Origin of the sequence: Streptomyces sp. SID13031, from assembly GCF_010548305.1 — a bacterium.
Classification (GTDB): Bacteria; Actinomycetota; Actinomycetes; order Propionibacteriales; family Kribbellaceae; genus Kribbella.
This window is the reverse complement of sequence record NZ_JAAGLV010000005.1, coordinates 216,367-235,238: the sequence shown is the minus strand read 5'-3', so window position 1 is coordinate 235,238 and position 18,872 is coordinate 216,367. Positions and strand designations below refer to the sequence as shown.

Sequence of the window (18,872 nt, the reverse complement as noted above, 5' to 3'; positions counted from 1 at the left end):
GGTACGGATCGGGCTCCGGGCCCGGCGCATGCAAGGATGAGGTCATGCGTGACCTCAATGCGCCGGTCCCGGAGCTCGCGGACGCCTCGTCCGAACTTCGCGACGCGATCGACCGGTGCGGCTACTACCCAGACGTCGTGACGGACTCCCTCGCCGTGGCGATCGCCGACGAACCGATCCGGGCGTTCGTGCTGCAGCACGAACCGACCTTCGACCGGGACGAGGTGCGGCGCCACATCACCATCTTGGCGCTGACGCCGAGCCGGCTGATCGTCGGGCACACCGACGAGCACGCCGCCGACGACCTGATCCGGGCGCCCTACGCGTCCACCTCGACCGAGGCGATCCCGCTGAACCGGGTGAACGCCGTGGTGGTGAACAGGGTCGTGCCGAATCCGGCCGGCTACGCCTCCAAGGCCTCGGGCGGCAAGTCCGACCCGGCGGCCGGTGGCGAGGTCGTCCTGACCATCGGCTGGGGCATGGTGAACCGGATCGACCTCGAGCCGGCCGTCTGCGCCGACCCGAACTGCGAGGCCGACCACGGCTACACGGGTTCCGTTGCCGCCGACGACATCTCGTTGCGGATCTCCGCGGCCGCCGACGGCCCGGCCGGTATCCAGCAGGTGCTCGACTTCGCCTCGGCCCTGTCGTTCGCCACGACCAGCAGGTAGTGCCGTGTCCGACCCGACGCCCATCCTGCCTGCATACGGCGGCGGGTCACTCGCAGACGTGCTGCCCTCGGTTGCCGGCGCCCTCTCGGTTCCCGGCGAGCAGAACGTGCTCGACCTGCCCACCGCACCCCGGTACGCCGTACTGCTGCTCGACGGCCTCGGCTGGAATCTCCTCCGGCGCAACGCGGAAGCCGCGCCGTACCTGTCATCCCTCACCGCTCGCAGCCTGACCGCGGGAGTCCCGTCGACGACAGCCGCGAGCCTCACCAGCCTCGGGACCGGCCTGCCACCGGGCGCACACGGGATCGTCGGCTACACCTCGATCGTGCCCGAGACGGGCGCGCTGCTGAATGCGTTGCAGTGGGACGCTCCGGTCGACCCGCGCCGCTGGCAACCGCACCAGACCGTGTTCGAGCGGATCGCTGCCGCAGGCGTCACCACCCGCAACGTCAGCAAAGCGCGCTTCGACACTTCCGGCCTGACCGCAGCCGCCTTCCGGGGCAGCAAACACCGCGGCGCCGACACCGTCGAGGACCGCCTCGACGCAACGCGCTTCGCCAGCCGCGAAGGCGACAAGTCGCTCGTCTACGTCTACGACTCTCAACTCGACTACACCGGCCACGGGCAGGGGAGTGAGTCGTGGCAATGGCGCAAGGAGCTCACCGCCGCTGACACCTTCGCCTCCCAGGTCAGATCAGCGCTGCCACGCGACGCCGTACTGATCGTCGTCGCAGACCACGGCATGATCGACGTCGCCCCCGAGAACCGGGTCGACCTCGACTCCGAGCCCGCGCTGACCGACGGAGTGCGCCTGATCGGTGGCGAGTCGCGCTTTCGCCACCTGTACTGCGTCGACGGCGCGACCGACGACGTACTGGCGACGTACCGGGAGCGGGTCGGCGACAAGGCCCTCGTGCTCAGCCGGGACGAAGCGGTCGGGCGTGGCTGGTTCGGTGCCGTCGAGGAGCGCGTCTCGCCACGGCTCGGCGACGTCATCGTCGCTTCGCTCGGACCGGTCGCACTGGTCGCCAGCCGTCGCTACCCGCAAGAGGCAGGCCTGATCGGCCTGCACGGCTCACTCACCCAGGACGAGATGCTGATCCCGCTCCTGATCGATTCAGGGAACTAGAAGCTCCAGACGTTCCAGTAGAAGCTTGCCTGGGCGGTCTTCGCCTCGGCGTCCCGCGCCGTCACGGTCACCTTGAACCGGCCTGAGCCCGGTGTCAGTACGCCGGTGATCCAGCCGCGCTGACCGTCGATGCTCAGCCCCGGCGGCAGCCCGGTCGCCGTGTAGCTGATCTCGCCCTTGCTGCTGAGGCCCTTCAGCAGCAGCGGTATCGCCGGAGCCCCGCCGAAGCCGATCTGCTCGGCCGGCTTGGTGATGCTCACCCCAGACGTCGGCGCCTTGCTGGCCGCCCCGACCGCTTCCGCGGCGTCGACCATGCCTTCGCCGTAGTACGAGTTCACCGCGTCCGCCCCCTTGCACTGGGCGACTGTGCTGGCCGGGCAAGGGATGTCATTGGCCTGCGCGGCGAGCCTGGCGCGGACCTGCTCGGGCGTCAGCTTCGGGTTCGTACTGCGAATCAGCGCAACCACCCCGGCGACGTGCGGTGACGCCATCGACGTACCGTCCAGGGACTGGTAGCCGCCGCCGGGGATGGTCGAGTAGACGGCCTGGCCGGGTGCCGCGATCTTGATCTTGCCTTCGCCGAAGTTGGAGAAGCCCGCCTTCGTCCCCTCGGGGCTGAGCGCCGAGACGACGAGCACGTTCGGCAGTTCGGTCGGCAGGCTGAGGCAGTCGTTGGTGATCGTGCGGATACCGGGTTTGGAGTCGTTGGGGCTGCTCGGGTCGCTCGTCTTCGCGGCCAGGTCGTAGTTCTCGTTGCCCGCGGCGGCGACGTTCACCACGCCCTTGGAGTCCGCGTACGCGACAGAACGCCGGACGGCCTCCTGGATCGCGTCCTGGTCCTGGTTGGTCGGGCACAGGAACATCCACGGATCGACGTAGTAGCTGTTGTTGGTGACCGAGACGCCCTTGTCGGCGGCGAAGACGAAAGCGCAGACAGTGTTCTCGGGGAAGAACAGTTGCTGGCCTTCGGGCTCGGCGACCCGGATCGATGAGACCTTCACGCCTGGCGCGACGCCGACCATGCCCTTGCCGTCCTTGGCGGCGGCGATCGTGCCGGCGACGTGGGTGCCGTGCGCGGCGACCGGTCGCCAGGCTCCCGGCCTGGTGTCGGCCTTGCCATAGGCGCAGGACGCCGACTTGCTCGCATCGAAGTTCGCCTTCAGATCCTGGTGCAGGTCGTCGACACCGGTGTCCAGCACGCCGACGGTGATCGCCTTCGATCCCGGGTTCACCGCCCAGGCCTTGTCGGCGCCGATCATCGTCATGTCCGGCCGGACCGTCTCGGGGGAGTTGTCGGGATTCTCGGTCGGAGCCGCCGGGATCGCCGGGTTGGCGACCGCGGCCGGGAGGTCCGAAGTACGGGTCGCTCCTACTTTCTGTACGCCCGGCACTGCCCGCATCGCGCCCGCGAAGCCCTCGTTGGCCGAGTGCACGACGAGCACGCCGATGGCGTCGTACGCCGCGTAGACCGTGCCCGCGTTGGCTGTGACGCCGGCCATCGCCGCGGTGGTCTGCTTGGGCGCGGTGATCACGAAGTACGCCCGAAGCCCCGCTTCGGCCCGGACGGGACCAGCCACCGACTGCACTGTGGTGGCGGTCAATGTCACGCAGAGCGTGAGGATCAGGATCAAGGCTTTGCGCACGCTCAAGTAGACCTCGGACCCGGTGCAGAAGAAAAGCCGACCCACCCCGGCGTACCTGCGGCTCCAACGACTTTGGCAGGATGGGCGCCCGTGGCTGAGCTGCTCTACTTCACCGGGACCATGGACTGCGGCAAGTCGACGCTGGCCCTCCAGATGGATCACAACCACGCGGCGCGCGGCCGGCTGGGCAAGATCTTCACCAGCAACGACCGGGCCGGCGAGTCCGTACTGTCGTCACGGCTCGGTCTGGAGGCCGAGGCGATCGAGGTCAAACCCGACTTCGACTTCTGGCAGTACGTCGTCGACGAGCTGACCCATGGCGGCAGGATCGACTACGTGGTGGCCGACGAGGCGCAGTTCTACCAGCCCGAACAGGTCGAGCAACTGGCCCGGCTGGTCGACGAACTGCAGATCGACGTCTTCTGCTTCGGCATCCTGACCGACTTCCGGGCCACTCTCTTTCCTGGGTCGGCCCGGCTGGTCGAGCTCGCCGACCGGATGGAGCTGCTCCAGGTCGAGGCGTTGTGCTGGTGTGGTGAGCGCGCCACCCACAACGCGCGCACCGTCGGTGGTGAGATGGTCACCGAAGGCGAGCAGCTGGTCGTCGGCGACATGGTCACCAACGCCGCGGACGTCGCCTACGAGGTGCTCTGCCGTCGCCACCACCGGCGCCGGCTGACCGCCGCCCGTGCTCGTGCCACCCTGTCACCCGAGGTACTCCCGTTCGGAGGCGCGCTGTGAACCCGCTGATCTCTGCCGACACCCTGCTGGCCAGCACCGACAAGCCGGTGCTGATCGACGTCACCTGGAACCTGTCGGCCCCCGCCGGGGCGCCGAAGACCCCGCCCGGACGCGACGCGTACGACGCCGGCCATCTGCCTGGCGCGCACTTCGTCGACCTGGACACCGAACTGGCCGCGCCACCCGGCGACGGCGGCCGCCACCCGTTGCCCTCAGCAACGACTGTCGAAGCTGCGCTACGCCGGGCGGGCGTCTCCGAGGACACCTCGGTTGTCGTCTACGACGCCGCCAACTCGATGGCCGCCGCCCGCGCGTGGTGGATCTTCCGGTACTTCGGGGTGCGCGACGTCCGCGTCCTCGACGGTGGCTTCGCCGCGTGGCAAGCCGCTGGGGGAGAGGTGAGCACCGAGGTTCCCGTGGATGCCGCGGGCTCCTTCGCCGCCAAAGCCGGCCAGGTCCCGATGCTCGACGCAGCAAGTGCTGCGGAGCTCGCTTCCACCGGCCTACTGCTGGATGCTCGTGCGCCGGAACGCTTCGCGGGCGAGGTCGAGCCGCTGGACAAAGTCGCCGGTCACATCCCCGGCGCGGTGAACGCACCCACCGCGGGCAACGTCTCCGCGGACGGCCACTTCCTGTCCGCCGATGACCTTCGAGCCCGCTTCGCCGCCCTCGGCGCCGATGGCTCTGCCGAGGTCGGCGCCTACTGCGGCTCAGGCGTCACCGCGGCCCACGAAGCCCTCGCCCTCCAGGTCGCCGGTATCGAGGCCGCGGTCTACGTCGGCTCCTGGTCCGAATGGATCACCGACCCGACCCGCCCGATCGCCACCGGCCCCGCCTGACAACCTGCAATACCGCAGCTGCAACTTCGGCTAGAGCTCGAGCAGCATCGTGTCCGAACCACCGCTGCGGCCGACCTTCCGAAAACCGAGTGAGCGGTAGAGCTCCGCGGCCTGGTTCTCGGGCTCGACGCTCAAGCTCAGCCGCCCGTACGGCGCCGCGGCCTCGATCAGTGCCGTCAGCAACGCCCGCCCGAGGCCGCGACCGCGCTGCCCCGCGCTCACCCCGACGCTGAGCTCAGGCACATCGTCGGCGACATATCCGTAGCCGGGCCGATCCGCCGTCAGTAGCCGAGCCCAAGCGGCGCCGACCGGCTGGTCGTCCTCAGCAATGAACCCGAAGTCGCCACGGCGCATCCAGCCGTCGAGATACCGCCACGCGTGGTCCTCGGCGGCCAGCTGCTCCAGCGTGAAGCGGGGCTGTCCGTCCCAGTTGTAGGCCTCCAGCAGCATCTGCTCGAGGAAGGCGCGGTCGGTGGTCTCGGCTGCTCGGATCAACATCTCGTCATCTTCTCCCGAACCGTGACCGGACTCGGCATTGATAAAGTAACACGCATGGTTTAACTTACTCGAAATTGGGCTTCTGTGGCCCAGACCACACCCCCTGAACCGCCCACTGGTGGGGGCGGAAACCTGAGGAGTTCCGATGACGAGAACGGCAAGGTGTGTCGCGGCCCTGACTTCGGCGGCCGCGCTGCTGATGGCGGCATCCTGCGCGGACAGCACTACGCCGGCGGCGGACAGCGCCGGCGCGATCGACGAGAACGCTCCGGTGACGATCACGGTCGGCAACAAGCCGAAGCCGGACAAGCCGGCCGACGTCGCCACGTTCGCCAAGAACGTCAAGGAGTTCACCGACGCCCATCCCAACATCACGGTCAAGACGACCGAGACCGCCTGGGACGCGCAGACCTTCCAGGCCCAGGTGGCCGGCGGCTCGCTGCCGACCGTGATGAGCATCAGCTTCACCGAGCCGCTGAACATGATCCCGAACAAGCAGCTCCCGGACATCACCGACGAGCTGAAGGTGGTCGACCTGACCAAGGTGCTGAACCCGGAGACGCTGAAGCTGGTCCAGGACGACAAGGGCCGGATCTACGGCGTACCGTTCGAGGCCTTCTCCGTCGGGCTCGCCTACAACCGGGCGTTGTTCAAGCAGGCCGGTCTGGACCCCGACAAGCCGCCGACGAACTGGGACGAGGTCCGGCAGTACGCGAAGCAGATCACCGAGAAGACCGGTAAGGCGGGCTACGCCCAGCTGACCAAGGACAACACCGGCGGCTGGATGCTCACCACCATGACCTACAGCATGGGCGGCACGGTCCAGAGCGACGACGGCAAGAAGAGCACTTTCAACGACGCGCCGGCCAAGAAGGCGCTGCAGTTGCTGAAGGACATGCGCTGGACCGACAACACCATGGGCACCAACTTCCTCTACAACCAGGAGGAGGCCCGGCAGGACTTCGCCGCCGGCAAGATCGGCATGATCATGCAGGCGCCGGATGCCTACGACATGGCCGTGAAGAACTTCGGCATGAAGCCCGCCGACTTCGGCGAGGGCGCGCTGCCGCAGGACGGTGGCCCGCACGGCACGCTGACCGGTGGCTCGATCAAGATGATCAACCCGAAGTCGACCCCGAACGAGATCGTCGCCGCGCTCAAGTGGATCAAGTACTACGAGTTCGACAAGTACACGAACCAGGGCATCGCGGTGCAGCGGGCCAAGGACGCTGTCGCTGACAAGAGCTTCGTCGGCCGGCCGGGCGTCACGCCGCTGAGCCAGGAGACCTACGACCAGTACAACGAGTGGCAGAAGCCCTACGCCAACGTGCCGGTCGAGCAGTTCAAGGGCTACATCGAGTCGACGAAGACGCTCAAGCTGCTGCCGGAGCCGTCGAACAAGGGCCAGGAGGTCTACGCGCTGCTCGACCCGGTGGTCCAGCAGGTGCTGACCAAGAAGGACGCCGACATCGACAAGTTACTCGCCGATGCCTCTTCGAAGATCGACGCCCGCCTGGCCCGGTAACCCACCATGGCCCTCCTCAGTCGACCTGCTGACCAGTCCCGCCGTGGTGTCACCTCCTGGTTCCGCTCCGGCGGGCTGAGCAGCATCATCTTCGCGCTGCCCCTGGTACTGACGTTCCTGTACTTCTCCTGGGGCCCGATCGTGCGCGGGCTGGTGCTCAGCTTCCAGAAGAACAACCTCGTCACCACCCCCGAATGGGTCGGGTGGTCGAACTTCAGCTACGTGCTGACCGACCCGCAGCTCCCGCAGGCAACGCTCAACACCCTGTACTTCGCTCTGCTCGCGCTGATCTTCGGTTTCCCGGTGCCGCTGTTCCTGGCGGTCTTCATCAGCGAACTGCGCAAGACCGGCTGGCTCTACAACGTGCTGTCGTACCTGCCGGCGGTGGTTCCGCCGGTGGTCGCGATCCTGCTCTGGAAGTTCTTCTACGACCCGGGCGGTTCCGGCCTCTTCAACACCGTCCTGGGCTGGTTCAACCTCGGTCCGTACGCGTGGCTGAACTCGTCGAGCCTGGCGATGCCGGCGATCGTGCTCGAGGCGACCTGGGCGGGTGCGGGAGCGACCGCGATCATCTACCTGGCCGCGCTCACCGGCGTCCGGACAGAGCTCTACGAATCCGCCGAGCTGGACGGCGCGGGGATCTGGCGGCGGGTCTGGCATGTCACCATCCCGCAGATCCGCGGCATCATCTTGATCATGCTGCTGCTGCAGCTGATCGGCACCTTCCAGGTGTTCACCGAGCCGTTCCTGTTCACCGGTGGTGGTCCGGACAACGCGACCACCACGATCCTGCTGCTGATCTACCGGTACGCGTTCATCAACGGGGACTTCGGGGCCGCGACGGCCCTGAGCGTGCTGCTCGCGCTCGTCCTGTGCGTGCTCTCGCTCGTGTACCACTTCCTCACCCGGCGTTGGAGCACGACATGACCAGTCTCCCGATCACTGAACAAGTCGCCGGCACCAGTGCGGAGGCGACCCCGGCCGAGCGGCGCAAGCGCCGTGCGGCCGAGGCCGAGGAGCGCGGCATCATCTCGACCGCGGACCGCCAGCGAACACTGGTCCGGTACGGGCTGCCTACGATCCAGGTACTGCTCTTCATCGGCGTGCTGGTCGCCGGCGTCGGACCGTTGCTCTGGTTGTTCAAGTCCGGGCTGTCCACCAGCCAGGACATCCTGCAGGGGCCACTCTCGCTGTGGCCGAGCGGCATCCAGTGGCAGAACATCCCGAACGCCTGGACCCAGGTCCAGATCGGCTCGTACCTGGGCAACACCGCGATCATCGCGATCGGCTCACTGGTCTCCACCCTGTTCGTCTGTACGACCGGCGCGTTCGTGCTGAGCGTGCTGCGCCCGAAGTGGGGACCGATCATCACCGGGCTGGTGCTGGCCACGCTGTTCCTGCCCGGCGTGATCTCGCTGGTGCCGCTGTACCTGACCATCCTCAAGATGCCGGTGTTCGGCTGGAACCTGCAGAACACGTTCTGGGCGGTCTGGCTGCCGCAGGCGGCGGGCGCGTTCAACATCCTGGTGATGAAGCGGTACTTCGACTCGATCCCGCGTGAGCTGATCGAGGCGGCGCGGATCGACGGCGCGAGCAACCTGAGGTTGTTCACGGCGCTGATCCTGCCGATGTCGAAGCCGATCCTCGGAGTGGTCTCGCTGCTCACGGTGATCGGTTCCTGGAAGGACTACCTCTGGCCGCTGCTGGTGCTGCCGGATCCGAAGCTGCAGCCGATCTCGGTGGCGCTGCCGCGGGTGGCGGACACCACTGAGATCTCGTTGCAGATGAGCGCGATGTTCCTGGCGGTCCTGGTTCCCGTGGTGCTCTTCTTGATATTCCAGAAGCAGTTCCTGCGCGGGGTCGGAATGTCAGGAGGCATCAAGGAATGACTACTTCACTGAACAAGGGAAGGAAGGAAGGCGAAGGGTTTGAGGGGCGCCGGGTGCTGGTGACGGGGGCGGCCGGGCGGATCGGGCTGGTGGCCACTCGTCATCTGACCGAGCTCGGCGCCCGGGTGACCGCGTTGACCAACGTCGAGGACGACGGTCTCAAGGCGGACCGGATCGTGATCGGTGATACCAGGTCCGAGGCGGACGTGGCGACGGCGCTCGAGGGCGCCGACGCTGTCGTCCACCTGGCCGCCCTGCCGCACCCGTCGGCTGGTACGCCGTACGACGTCTACACCGTCAACGTGGTGTCGACCTTCAACGTGCTGGCCCAGGCGGCCGTGCTCGGGATCGAGCGCGCGGTCATTGCCAGCAGCATCAATGCGTTCGGGGTGCCGTTCAACCCGGCCGACGTCCGGCCGGCCTACTACCCGATCGACGAGAAGATCCCGGCCGACGTCGCCGACTGGTACTCGCTGTCGAAACAGAACGACGAGAACACCGCACGGATGGTCTGGCGGCGCTGGGGGATGGACGTCGTGTGTCTGCGCTTCCCGCACGTGAACTCGCCGGAGGTGATGGAGCGGATCGCTGGCGGCGACCCGGCCGGCGGCGTACGGGAGGCCTGGTCCTACCTGGACACCCGCGATGCGGCGTACGCGATCGAGTTGGGGCTGACGGCAACCTTGTCCGGCGCCCACACGTTCTTCGTCACTGCCGGGACCACCAACGCGCCGTACGAGACCGAGGCTCTGCTCGACGCCTATGCGCCCGGGGTACCGCGGTTGCGGCGCTTCGTCGGGCGCGAGGTACCGATCGACCTGACCGCGGCCCGGACCGTGCTCGGTTTCCAGGCGCGGCACGAGCTCGACCTACCCACGAACCTCCTGGAGAGCTGAATGCCGCACGAGACCCCCGCCACCTTCGCCCAGCCCTGGCCGGTCCGCGACGACATCCGGATCAGTGCGGTCCGGGCGATCGTCACCGCGCCGCAGGGCATCCCACTGGTGGTGGTGAAGATCGACACCACCGAGCCCGGCCTGTACGGGCTCGGTTGCGCCACCTTCACGCAGCGCTGGAAGGCGGTCAAGACGTTCGTCGAGGACCACCTCGCCCGGCTGCTGATCGGCCGGTACCCCGGTGACATCGGCGACCTGGTCCGGCTGGCCGGGTTCTCCGGCTACTGGCGTGGCGGGCCGGTCACGAACAACGCGATCTCGGGTATCGACGAGGCGCTGTGGGACATCGCCGGCAAGCGTGCCGGGATGCCCGTCTACGAGCTGCTCGGCGGCAAGGTCCGGGCTGCCGCTGACACTTACATCCATGCCGGTGGCATCACCATCGACGACACACTGGAGCAGGCGAAGGAGTTCGTCGCGCAGGGCTGGCGGCACATCCGGCTGCAGGTGTCGACGCCGGGTGGCGGCGGGTACGGTGCACCGCGACTCGCGACGCTCTACCCGGACGCGCCGTACCGGAACGGCTGGAGTGCTCGCGACTACCTCCGTACTACGCCCGACCTGTTCGCGGCAGCCCGACAGTCGTTGCCCGACAACATCGAGCTGCTGCATGACGTGCACTCGCGGCTGACTCCCAAGGAGGCCGTGTTGCTCGCGCGTTCGCTGGAGCCGTACCGGCTGTACTTCCTCGAGGACGTCCTGCCGCCGGAGCACTGGGATCGCCTCCCCGAGGTGCGGGCCGCTTCGCCCGTACCGCTGGCTGTCGGTGAGTTGACCACCTCGATGGGCGACGCCGTGCGGTTGGTGCGCGATGGCGGCGTGGACTTCATCCGGTCGCACATCTCCGACATCGGCGGCCTCACCGCTGGCCGCAAGGTCGCCGATCTCGCCGAGCTCTGCGGCGTCCGTACCGCGTGGCACGGGCCGGGGGACACCTCGCCGATCGGTGCGGCCGCCAACGTCGCGCTCGACGTCAGCTCGGTTGCCTTCGGCATCCAAGAGGGCCACGTCTACAACGACGCCACCCACGAGGTCTTCCCCGGCACGCTACGGATCGTCGACGGTTGGCTGACTCCGAACGAGAAGCCGGGCTGGGGTATCGACATCGACCTCGAGGCGGCTGCGCGCTATCCCGCGCAACTGTCCGGCCATGACGAATGGGCGGCCGGCGTACGGCGTATCGACGGGGCCCTGGAGGCGCCGTGAAGTTCGCCGTGTTCACCGATTCGACGCCGGAGTGGACTCCCGCGGAAGCCGCGAAGATCCTGGCCGGGCAGGGCTGGCAAGGGGTCGAGTGGCGGATCACCGATCCGGTCGAGTCGGCGAGACCGACCTTCTGGGCCGGCAACCGGGCGACCTTCCCGCTGACCGGGCTGGAGTCGCACCTCGACGAGATCCGCTCCGTCACGCTGGACGCGGGACTGGGGTTCCCCGCACTCGGTGGATACGTAACGCCGAGGCAGCGCGTGGATGCTGAGCGCCTGCTGGCCGCGGCCGCTGCGCTCGGCGCCGGCCAGGTCCGCTTCCTCGGGCTGAACGCGGAGAAGGGGCAGACCTACCGGGAGGCCTTCGCGTTGTACAGAGGCGATTGGGAGTGGCTCGAGGACTGCGCCCGGCGGCACGGCGTACGGGCGTTGCTCGAGTTGCACCACGAGAGCCTCACGCCGAGCGCGTCCGCTGCCCGGCGGCTGGTCGAGGGGCTCGATCCGCGGTACGTCGGGGTCCTGCACGACATCGGCAACACGGTGATCGAAGGGTGGGAGGAGCCGGCCCACGCGCTCGATCTGCTTGGCGAGTATCTGGCGCACGTCCACGTCAAGAACGTCGCCTTCCACCTGGCCGCGGTGGAAAACGACGGCACGTTGCGCTGGGTTCCGAAATGGGTGCCGTTGCGTGAAGGCCGGGCCCACCTGCCGGAATTCTTCAAAGCACTCGCCGCGACCGGCTATGACGGCTGGGTGACGGTCGAGGATTTCTCGGTCGCGTTGCCGCTGCCGGAAAGAACGGCGGCGAATCTCGAATACCTCACCGGCCTCGCGCGTGCTGCGGGGTACGATCTCGCCTAGCTTGCGACTGAATTAGATGAGCGGGGAAAGTTATGGATAAGGAGGAGGTGGGCGATGGTCACGCCTGAGAGTGACTCGGCGGTGCTCGACGAGCCGACGCGTTCCGGCGCGAACCAGTACGACCTGGGCTCCTTCAACGAGGCCGTGATCATCGAGACGATCCGGCTGGCCGGCATCATCAGCCGCACCGAGATCTCCCGGCGGACCGGGCTGACCCAGCAGTCGGTGTCGCGGATCCTGCGCGTGCTGCTGCAGCAGGGCCTGCTGGTCGAGGAGAAGCAGGAACGCGCCGAACGCCTCGGCAAACCCCGTACTCCGGTGCGGTTGCGCTCCAACGCCGCCCATGCGGTCGGCATCCACATCGACCCCGAGCTGCTGACCGTCGCGGTGGTCGACCTGGACGGGACGATCGTGCGACGCGAGACGGTTGATCTGCCGGCCGATCTCGATGCGGTGCGGCTGGTCGATCTCGCCGCAGCCACCGTCACCGCCGCCTTGAGTATCAGCCAGGTGGACGCGGATTCGATGCTCGGGGTGGGCGTCGCGGTCCCGGGGCCGATCAATGCCGACGGCACCTTGCTCGACCTGCCGTTGCAGTCGGCCTGGCGCGGGCTGGAGATCAGGCACCTGTTGCAGGGCAAGCTGAATCACCCGGTCCTGGTGGAGAAGGACGGCACCGCGGCGGCGATCGGCGAGCGCTGGATCGGCCGGTCGGCGCGGGCCCGCGACTTCGCCTACCTCTACCTCGGGACCGGGGTCGGCAGCGGGCTGATCCTGAACGGCTCCATCTATCGCGGCCTGACCGCGAACGCCGGCGAGTTCGGCCAGTTGTGCGCCCTGAAGATGGGGGAGTGGGACGAGAAGACCGGGCCGAAGATGATGGCCGAATGCAATCCGACCGCTGGGTTGCCGGTGATCGCGGCGGGCTTCGGATATGTCGAGACGGACGCCTCCGCGACCGATGAGGCGAAACGCTACAAAGCGGTCTGCAAAGCCGCCGCGAGTGGCGACGAAGCGGCCGCGAAGGCGGTCACCCAAGTGGCATCGGTGATTGCGCAGGGTGCGGTCGGGCTGGTCGATCTGCTCGATATCGATTTGATCGTGCTCGGCGGTCCGGCGTTCGAAAAAGAAATCGCCGGGGTGTTCCTTTCCGAAATCAGCCGCGCGGTGAATTCGCACCCGATCGCGAAAGGCACCCGGACGGTCGCGGTCGAGGAGTCGATGCTGCAGGCCGACGCGGCCGCGGTCGGCGCCGCGTCGACGATCTTCCACGATGCGTTCACCCCGCGGGTGGGTGGTTCGAGTCAGGCTCGTAGGCTGCCGAAGTGACCCTCGACAGACCGCTGACCGCCGAGATCGAGCTGCGGGTGGCGTCGCTCAACGATGCCGCCGCCTTCGCTGAAGCACAGGTCCGCAATCGCGAACACCTGAAGCCGTGGGAGCCGGTCCGGACGGATCGCTGGTTCACGACAGCCGGACAGCTTGATCGGCTGGAGCTCCAGCTGGCGCGCTTCGAGAAGCGTGAGACCGTGCCGTGGTTCCTCTTCCAGGGCGATCGCGTGGTGGGGTCGATGACGCTCAACGACATCGTCCCCGGCCCGTTCCGCAGCGCGAGCCTCGGCTACTGGATCGACGCGAGCCTGCTCGGCAAAGGCCTGGCGACAACGGGAGTGCAAGCCGTCGCCGACCTCGCCGACACCGAGCTGCGCCTGCACCGGATCGAGGCCAGCACCCTCACCAACAATCTGGCTTCCCAACAGGTCCTGAAGAAGTCCGGCTTCGCCCAGATCGGCACCGCCCCCGACTACCTCCACATCGACGGCGCCTGGCGCGCCTGCCACCTCTTCCAGCGAATCCTCAACACCCGCCGCCCCGGCGAAGCCTGAGTCAGCTGGGTGGGAGGCGGATTCCGCGGCTGACGTCCACGTCGTCGTAGCGGCCTTCGAGGACGTCGAGGAACTTGACGGGGCGCTGGAGGGTTGAGGCGATGTAGACGGCGCGGACGGTGGCCAGGGCGTCGATCGCGTCGTGGACGGTGATACCGGGTTGTTCGCCGTTGCCGATGGCATCGAAGATGTCCGCGTACTGCGCGACGTGGCCGGCTGGACGTTCGGTGTCGATGGGATGGTCGTCCTCGGAGCCGTCGACGTCGAAGCGGCGCAGTACGTCGTCCTCGACCTCGGCGCCGCCTTCCGTGCCGTGCACCGAGACGCGGGTGCGCCCGCCGGGGAAGGCTGCCGTGGTCGCATGCAGCGTGGCGACCGAGCCGTTCTCGAAGGTCAGGATGGCGACGACGGTGTCCTCGACCTCGATCGACTGGTGTGCCGCGCGGAGTGCCTGCGCCTGGATGTTGACCGGCCGGCCCATGAACCACAACAGCAGATCGACGGTATGGACGCCCTGGTTCATCAGCGCCCCGCCGCCGTCCTGGGCCCAGGTGCCGCGCCAGCCTGCCGAAGCGTAGTACTCGTCGCTGCGCCACCAGGCAACCGTCGCGACGGCCGAGGTGAGTTGCCCGAAGCGGCCGGCCTTGATCGCCTCGGAGACCTGCGAGCTGCCCGGGTCGAACCGGTGCTGGCTGATCACCGACGACACGACCCCATGCCCGGCCGCCCGGGTGGCCGCCGCGCCGAGGCGGCGGGCCCGGGGGAGGTCGACGTCGAGAGGCTTCTCGATGACGACGTGCTTCTTCTCGTTGAGCGCCTGCTCCGCGAGCGCGGCGTGGGTCCCGCTCGGCGTGCAGATCGCGACGAGCGAGATGTCCGATCCCGACAGTGCCGCACCGAGGTCGCCGTACACCTGCGGCTCAGGTTGCCCGGCTTCCTTCAGCCAGGTAGCGAGAGCCTGCGCAGCGGCCGCGTCGCCGTCGACCAGTGCGGTCACGAAGGCGTCCGGCCGGGCCGCGATGGTGTCCGCGTGGGTACGGCCGATGATGCCGCAGCCCACGATGGCGACCTGGTGATTGTTCGTCGAGTCAGACATCTCGCCCCTTCAAGCTATTTCGTCGAGAAGTTCGCTGTCAGCACCTGGTCCGCGGTCACCGCCAAGGTGTACGACGCGTCGGTGGAGACCACCGCGCCGCCCACGGTCCAGTTCTGGAAAACGCTATCCGACGCAGGCGTGGCTGTCACGGTCACCTGCGCGCCGATCTCGTACGTCCCCGGCTCGGACTCGTTCCCGGCGATCTTCACCGTGCCGTTGCCGGCCGCCGCGACCGAGACGTGCCGCTGGACGACGTTGATCACCATCACGTTGTGCAGCGTCACCGGCCCGGTGCTGGTCGCGCCGTTGTAGCGGGCCAGGTTGGTCGCCTCGACGTCACCCTTGACGACCTTCACCGTGAAGCCGCCGTCGCCGAGGTTGTCGGTGCCCAGGTTGAACGCGTCCACCTGACCGTCGTTGACGACCAGCCCGTCGTGGAACCCGTACGCGAAGACGTTGAACAGGGTCAGGCCGCGAGCGCCGTCGACGGTGACGATCTTGGCCGTCTTGCGCATGTACTTGTCGATCACCAGCTCGAAGATGCTGCCCTCGTTCATCCAGTTCGGCTCCTGGTACCCGATCCGGGTGACCGCGTTGCCGTTGGACAGCACGCCCTCGATCCGCCCGCCGGTACTGCGCCCGACGGCGATCGCGTGGTCGAAGAACGCACCGGCGATCTTCCGGACGACGAACCCGTCGTTGCGGAAGGTGGTGAGGTCGACGCCGTTCCACGCGTTCGGGAAGCCCGCGTTGATCACGTACGTGGCCGAGCCGTTGCCGCGGACGGCGTACGGGTAGGGCACGACGCCCTCGGCCTTGCCCGGGTTCTGCTCGGGGTAGAAGACGCGCAGCCCGCGCAGCCCCGCCTTCTTGCCGCCCAGCGTCACGAAGGCGGTCGCCGTGTCCGGAGCGGCGGTGTTGCGTCCCTCGAAGGCGTGCAAGACCGTGTCGCCGCTGGCTCCGCCCTGATCACGGTTCGGAACAGCGGAGGCGCCGCGCAGTTCCACCTTCGCAGGAACGCTCAGGTGGCCACTGATCCGGTACCAGCCGGCCGGGAGGTACACGATCCCGCCACCGGCTCGGCCGGCCTTGTCCAGCGTCTTCTGGATTGCGTTGGTCGCGTCCGCGGCCGGGAGATAACCGACGCCGTGCGGCGCATCCACGACGGACAGAACATCCTCGGCCGGGCTGGGGAGCGCACTTTGGGTGTAGGTCGGCGCGGTGCCGGCCATCCGGTGCACGATGCCCGCGACAGTCCCGGTGACTGTGGTGCCGGTGACCTTCACATAGCCGCGGGAGTCGTTCTGGATCCCTTGATCGCCCTCCAGCAGGCCGCCGGCCAGGGTGAGCCCCCACCGGTCGTCCATCACGTCCACCTTGAGTGCCGTCCCGGTACGCCGTACGTCGGGCTGCAGGAAGCTCCCGGTGAACTGAGCACGCTGCCCGGCGACGACGTGGATGCCGATCTTGTAGTCGGAGAGCGTGATCTTGTGGAACTGGTCCCACTCGAGGTCGCCGAGCACCAGACCGGTGCCGTTGGCCCGGGTCCAGGCATCGAGGGTGGCACGGGCCGGTGGGTTGAAGGAACGGGCCGCGGCCCAGTACGCGTTGCTGAAGGTCACGTTCTCCCAGGTGCCGACGTCCGCGCCGTTGTACGCGCGGGCGCCCTCGAAGAGAGCGGTTCCCCGGATATTGCGGATCGTCGTCGACTCGTGCACCTGGCCGGAGCTGGGCGCGTTGCCGTGATCGTTGGGGAAGGTGCTGACCCCGATCCCACGGTACGAGTTGAGCATGGTGACGTCGGAGACGGTCGACATCATGTAGTTCTCGTTGCCGATCCAGGCGCCGCCGGGGATCTCGAAGGTGTAGCCATACGGGATCGGCGTAGTCGCACTCTGCCGCGGGTAGTACGTCGTCACGCCGATCACGCCGGCCGAGCCGCCGATCCGGAACAAGGACGGACCATCGTTGCCGGAGGCAAGGTCTGCGACGATGGTGGTGCCGTAGTCCCCGTGGTGGTTGCCAGGCTTGTCCGGATCGCGCCGGTCGCCGCGCAGGGTGCAGAAGGCGTGCACCTCGACGGTGTCGGTGACCAGGTACTTGCCGACCGGAAGCCAGACCGTGCCGCCACCGGCGTCCTGGCAGGCGTAGATCGCGCTCTGGATCGCCTTGGTCGAATCCGCGCGGCCGGTACGGTCCGCGCCGAACTCAGTCGCGTCGAAGTCGGCGACCACACCGTCCTCGGTCGGGTTGACCGTGTCGATCAGCTTCGGTTTCGGCGTCACGACCGGCGACTCGCGAAGCTGGAGCTCCTTGACCGTGAAGTTGTCGGCGCCGGTCAATGCGACCCGGACATAACGCGCCTCGACGGTCGCGAACCGGGTCTTGCTGAACTGGTTGGCACCAGGAGAACCAGTCCGGCCGACCGTGGTGAAGCTGCTGCCGTCGTTCGACACCTGCACGGTGTAATCGGGCGACGACGTCTGCGCCCACTCGACCCGGACATCGTTCACAGCGCGGGCCTCCTTGAGATCGACCTGCAGCCAGGAGTCGCCGGCGCCGCTCGTCCAGGTGGTCTGGTGATTGCCGTCATTGGCGTTCGCGGCCGCGTTGCCGCTGCTCGCGCTCGCAGTACCGGCTGATGCGAAGTTGGTGTCGACGATGGCGGAGTTGAAGGCGTCCAGCTTCGTCTGCAGCGCCTGCAACCCGGCCTTCACCTGCACGTCGGTGACGTTCGGGGTGGTCGCGACAGCGCGCGCGTCGTTGATCGCTTGCAAGAAGGTCGCCCGGCTGCCAACCGGGAACTGGCCGTCGCGGGATCCCTCGCGCGCGGCCTTCTGCACCCGGGCCGCCTCGTCGATCAGGTCGACCAGGCCCTCGGTGACGTCGAGAACAGTCGCCACCTTCGCCACCCGGACCGCCGCGACCTTGAGGTCGACCGCGCCGTCACCGATGTGGATCCGGAAGTCCGAACCGTTGGACCGGTTCGTCATCACCGCATCGCTCAGCGCGAACGTGTAGGTCTTCCAGGTCAAGGTGTTGCCATAGGTGATCACCTCGGAGTTCTTGAACATCTCCGGGATCGTCGCGCCGGGGGAGTCGTAGTGCAGACCGAACTGCCCGTTGCCCTCGTCGAAGTAGTCGATGCTGACCAGCACCAGGTTGTGGTTGTCGTAGAGGTAGGTGTCCGACACGTTCATGTACATGAAGTTCGTACCGGGCGCCGGCGCCGTCCGATCGGTCTGCCAGTACGCCCGACCGTCCTGTACGCCGGTGACCAGGTTTTCCGGCCGGTCGCCCGCGCGAGGCGAGATGCCGCTCTGCGCCGGCGAGGCACCGAGCGCGACCGACGCGCCCGCGGTACTGATCCGCAGACCCGCGACGCTGATGTCCTCGCTGCCCTGGACCCGAAGGTCGCCACCACCGAGGCGGTCGGCGAACTTGATGTCGTTCAACGCGAAGGTGCCGGTCTTCCATAGACCGGTGTTCTTCAGCTGTACGTCGTCGGCGCGCGCTGCGGGGTCGGCGGCCGCGTCGTACTGCAGCTGGAGCGTGCCCGTGCCGCTGTCGAGATAGGTCACGGTGACCACGACGTCATCGGTCTTCAGCTCGCCGACGTAGTCACCATCTACGTCGAAGGTGAAGTAGCTGGTGTCGGCGGCCTGGTTCGTCCGCCAATAGTTGCGGCCCTGGTCGGTACCGGTCTGCAGGCCGGCCGGGTCCGCACCGGCGGACGGCTTCACGCCGAGCGTCGTCGGGGTCGCACCGAGATCGGCGCCGACGCCGCTCGGATACATCGTTGCCGCGTAGGCCGGGGTCGCGACGAGCGCGCCACCCAGGAGGAGAGCGGGGACAAGCCCCGCTAGCAGACGTCTTGTGGACATGGCAGGGAAACCTCCGGTGGCGGGCCAGGAGCTAAGGTGCGTGTAAGTT

16 protein-coding genes are annotated in these 18,872 nt (G+C 67.8%); 12 read left to right on the top strand and 4 right to left on the bottom strand.

The annotated features are described in order from the left end of the window. Window positions 1–44: 44 nt before the first annotated feature. Together G3I17_RS13035 and G3I17_RS13030 are read left to right on the top strand one after the other, a co-directional pair. Complete coding sequence (locus tag G3I17_RS13035; RefSeq protein WP_164596247.1) at window positions 45–671, top strand: DUF5998 family protein; 627 nt, start codon at window positions 45–47, stop codon at window positions 669–671. A 4-nt stretch (window positions 672–675) separates the two neighbouring features. Further along, the gene (locus G3I17_RS13030; RefSeq protein WP_164596246.1) at window positions 676–1,800 is read left to right on the top strand and encodes a nucleotide pyrophosphatase/phosphodiesterase family protein; all 1,125 of its coding nucleotides are present in this window, start codon (window positions 676–678) and stop codon (window positions 1,798–1,800) included. On the opposite strand, the gene G3I17_RS13025 is transcribed toward G3I17_RS13030, so the two are convergent. Then, a complete protein-coding gene (locus G3I17_RS13025; protein WP_239062512.1) occupies window positions 1,797–3,299 on the bottom strand; it encodes a S8 family serine peptidase in 1,503 nt (500 codons plus the stop codon). The two genes, G3I17_RS13030 and G3I17_RS13025, sit on opposite strands and share 4 nt — an antisense overlap. Window positions 3,300–3,533: 234 nt before the next feature. Here G3I17_RS13025 and G3I17_RS13020 point away from each other — a divergent pair, with 234 nt between their 5' ends. Beyond that, window positions 3,534–4,184, top strand: coding sequence for a thymidine kinase (locus G3I17_RS13020; RefSeq protein WP_164596244.1), 651 nt, complete (start codon window positions 3,534–3,536; stop codon window positions 4,182–4,184). Continuing rightward, window positions 4,181–5,023 (top strand): sulfurtransferase, encoded by an 843-nt coding sequence (locus tag G3I17_RS13015; protein ID WP_164596243.1) that lies wholly within the window; start codon window positions 4,181–4,183, stop codon window positions 5,021–5,023. Before G3I17_RS13020 ends, G3I17_RS13015 begins: the two co-directional genes overlap by 4 nt. Window positions 5,024–5,053: 30 nt before the next feature. Here the strand turns inward: G3I17_RS13015 and G3I17_RS13010 are convergent, their stop codons facing one another. Next, window positions 5,054–5,521, bottom strand: a complete 468-nt coding sequence (locus G3I17_RS13010) for a GNAT family N-acetyltransferase (RefSeq protein ID WP_164596242.1) — start codon at window positions 5,519–5,521, stop codon at window positions 5,054–5,056. Window positions 5,522–5,666: 145 nt separating this feature from the next. Between G3I17_RS13010 and G3I17_RS13005 the strand changes: the two genes are divergently transcribed. The 8 genes from G3I17_RS13005 to G3I17_RS12970 are packed head-to-tail and all read left to right on the top strand — an operon-like array spanning window position 5,667 to window position 13,843. Continuing rightward, window positions 5,667–7,046, top strand: a complete 1,380-nt coding sequence (locus tag G3I17_RS13005; RefSeq protein WP_164596241.1) for an extracellular solute-binding protein — start codon at window positions 5,667–5,669, stop codon at window positions 7,044–7,046. Window positions 7,047–7,052: 6 nt separating this feature from the next. Further along, entirely contained in the window at window positions 7,053–7,973 is a 921-nt protein-coding gene (locus tag G3I17_RS13000; RefSeq protein WP_164596240.1) for a sugar ABC transporter permease, read from the top strand. Further along, window positions 7,970–8,935, top strand: a complete 966-nt coding sequence (locus G3I17_RS12995) for a carbohydrate ABC transporter permease (protein WP_164596239.1) — start codon at window positions 7,970–7,972, stop codon at window positions 8,933–8,935. The genes G3I17_RS13000 and G3I17_RS12995 overlap by 4 nt, the downstream gene beginning before the upstream one ends. Further along, window positions 8,932–9,831, top strand: coding sequence for an NAD(P)-dependent oxidoreductase (locus G3I17_RS12990; RefSeq protein ID WP_203590108.1), 900 nt, complete (start codon window positions 8,932–8,934; stop codon window positions 9,829–9,831). Before G3I17_RS12995 ends, G3I17_RS12990 begins: the two co-directional genes overlap by 4 nt. Beyond that, entirely contained in the window at window positions 9,832–11,097 is a 1,266-nt protein-coding gene (locus G3I17_RS12985; RefSeq protein ID WP_164596238.1) for an enolase C-terminal domain-like protein, read from the top strand. It begins immediately after the preceding gene. After that, window positions 11,094–11,957: a sugar phosphate isomerase/epimerase family protein gene (locus tag G3I17_RS12980; protein WP_164596237.1), complete on the top strand. Its 864-nt coding sequence runs from the start codon at window positions 11,094–11,096 to the stop codon at window positions 11,955–11,957. The genes G3I17_RS12985 and G3I17_RS12980 overlap by 4 nt, the downstream gene beginning before the upstream one ends. A gap of 54 nt (window positions 11,958–12,011) precedes the next feature. Beyond that, a complete protein-coding gene (locus tag G3I17_RS12975) occupies window positions 12,012–13,286 on the top strand; it encodes an ROK family transcriptional regulator (RefSeq protein ID WP_164596236.1) in 1,275 nt (424 codons plus the stop codon). Next, entirely contained in the window at window positions 13,283–13,843 is a 561-nt protein-coding gene (locus G3I17_RS12970) for a GNAT family protein (RefSeq protein ID WP_343238285.1), read from the top strand. Before G3I17_RS12975 ends, G3I17_RS12970 begins: the two co-directional genes overlap by 4 nt. Window position 13,844: 1 nt before the next feature. On the opposite strand, the gene G3I17_RS12965 is transcribed toward G3I17_RS12970, so the two are convergent. Continuing rightward, window positions 13,845–14,939, bottom strand: coding sequence for a Gfo/Idh/MocA family oxidoreductase (locus tag G3I17_RS12965; protein ID WP_164596235.1), 1,095 nt, complete (start codon window positions 14,937–14,939; stop codon window positions 13,845–13,847). Between the two features lie 14 nt (window positions 14,940–14,953). Further along, complete coding sequence (locus G3I17_RS12960) at window positions 14,954–18,823, bottom strand: glycosyl hydrolase family 28-related protein (protein ID WP_164596234.1); 3,870 nt, start codon at window positions 18,821–18,823, stop codon at window positions 14,954–14,956. Between the last annotated feature and the right edge of the window lie 49 nt (window positions 18,824–18,872).

Coding starts and splice junctions, on each gene's coding strand:
- G3I17_RS13035 (WP_164596247.1), top strand. CDS start 45: ATGCGTGACCTCAATGCGCCGGTCCCGGAGCTCGCGGACGCCTCGTCC.
- G3I17_RS13025 (WP_239062512.1), bottom strand. CDS start 3,299: ATGGCCGGCGTCACAGCCAACGCGGGCACGGTCTACGCGGCGTACGAC.
- G3I17_RS13010 (WP_164596242.1), bottom strand. CDS start 5,521: ATGTTGATCCGAGCAGCCGAGACCACCGACCGCGCCTTCCTCGAGCAG.
- G3I17_RS13005 (WP_164596241.1), top strand. CDS start 5,667: ATGACGAGAACGGCAAGGTGTGTCGCGGCCCTGACTTCGGCGGCCGCG.
- G3I17_RS13000 (WP_164596240.1), top strand. CDS start 7,053: ATGGCCCTCCTCAGTCGACCTGCTGACCAGTCCCGCCGTGGTGTCACC.
- G3I17_RS12995 (WP_164596239.1), top strand. CDS start 7,970: ATGACCAGTCTCCCGATCACTGAACAAGTCGCCGGCACCAGTGCGGAG.
- G3I17_RS12990 (WP_203590108.1), top strand. CDS start 8,932: ATGACTACTTCACTGAACAAGGGAAGGAAGGAAGGCGAAGGGTTTGAG.
- G3I17_RS12985 (WP_164596238.1), top strand. CDS start 9,832: ATGCCGCACGAGACCCCCGCCACCTTCGCCCAGCCCTGGCCGGTCCGC.
- G3I17_RS12975 (WP_164596236.1), top strand. CDS start 12,012: ATGGTCACGCCTGAGAGTGACTCGGCGGTGCTCGACGAGCCGACGCGT.
- G3I17_RS12965 (WP_164596235.1), bottom strand. CDS start 14,939: ATGTCTGACTCGACGAACAATCACCAGGTCGCCATCGTGGGCTGCGGC.
- G3I17_RS12960 (WP_164596234.1), bottom strand. CDS start 18,823: ATGTCCACAAGACGTCTGCTAGCGGGGCTTGTCCCCGCTCTCCTCCTG.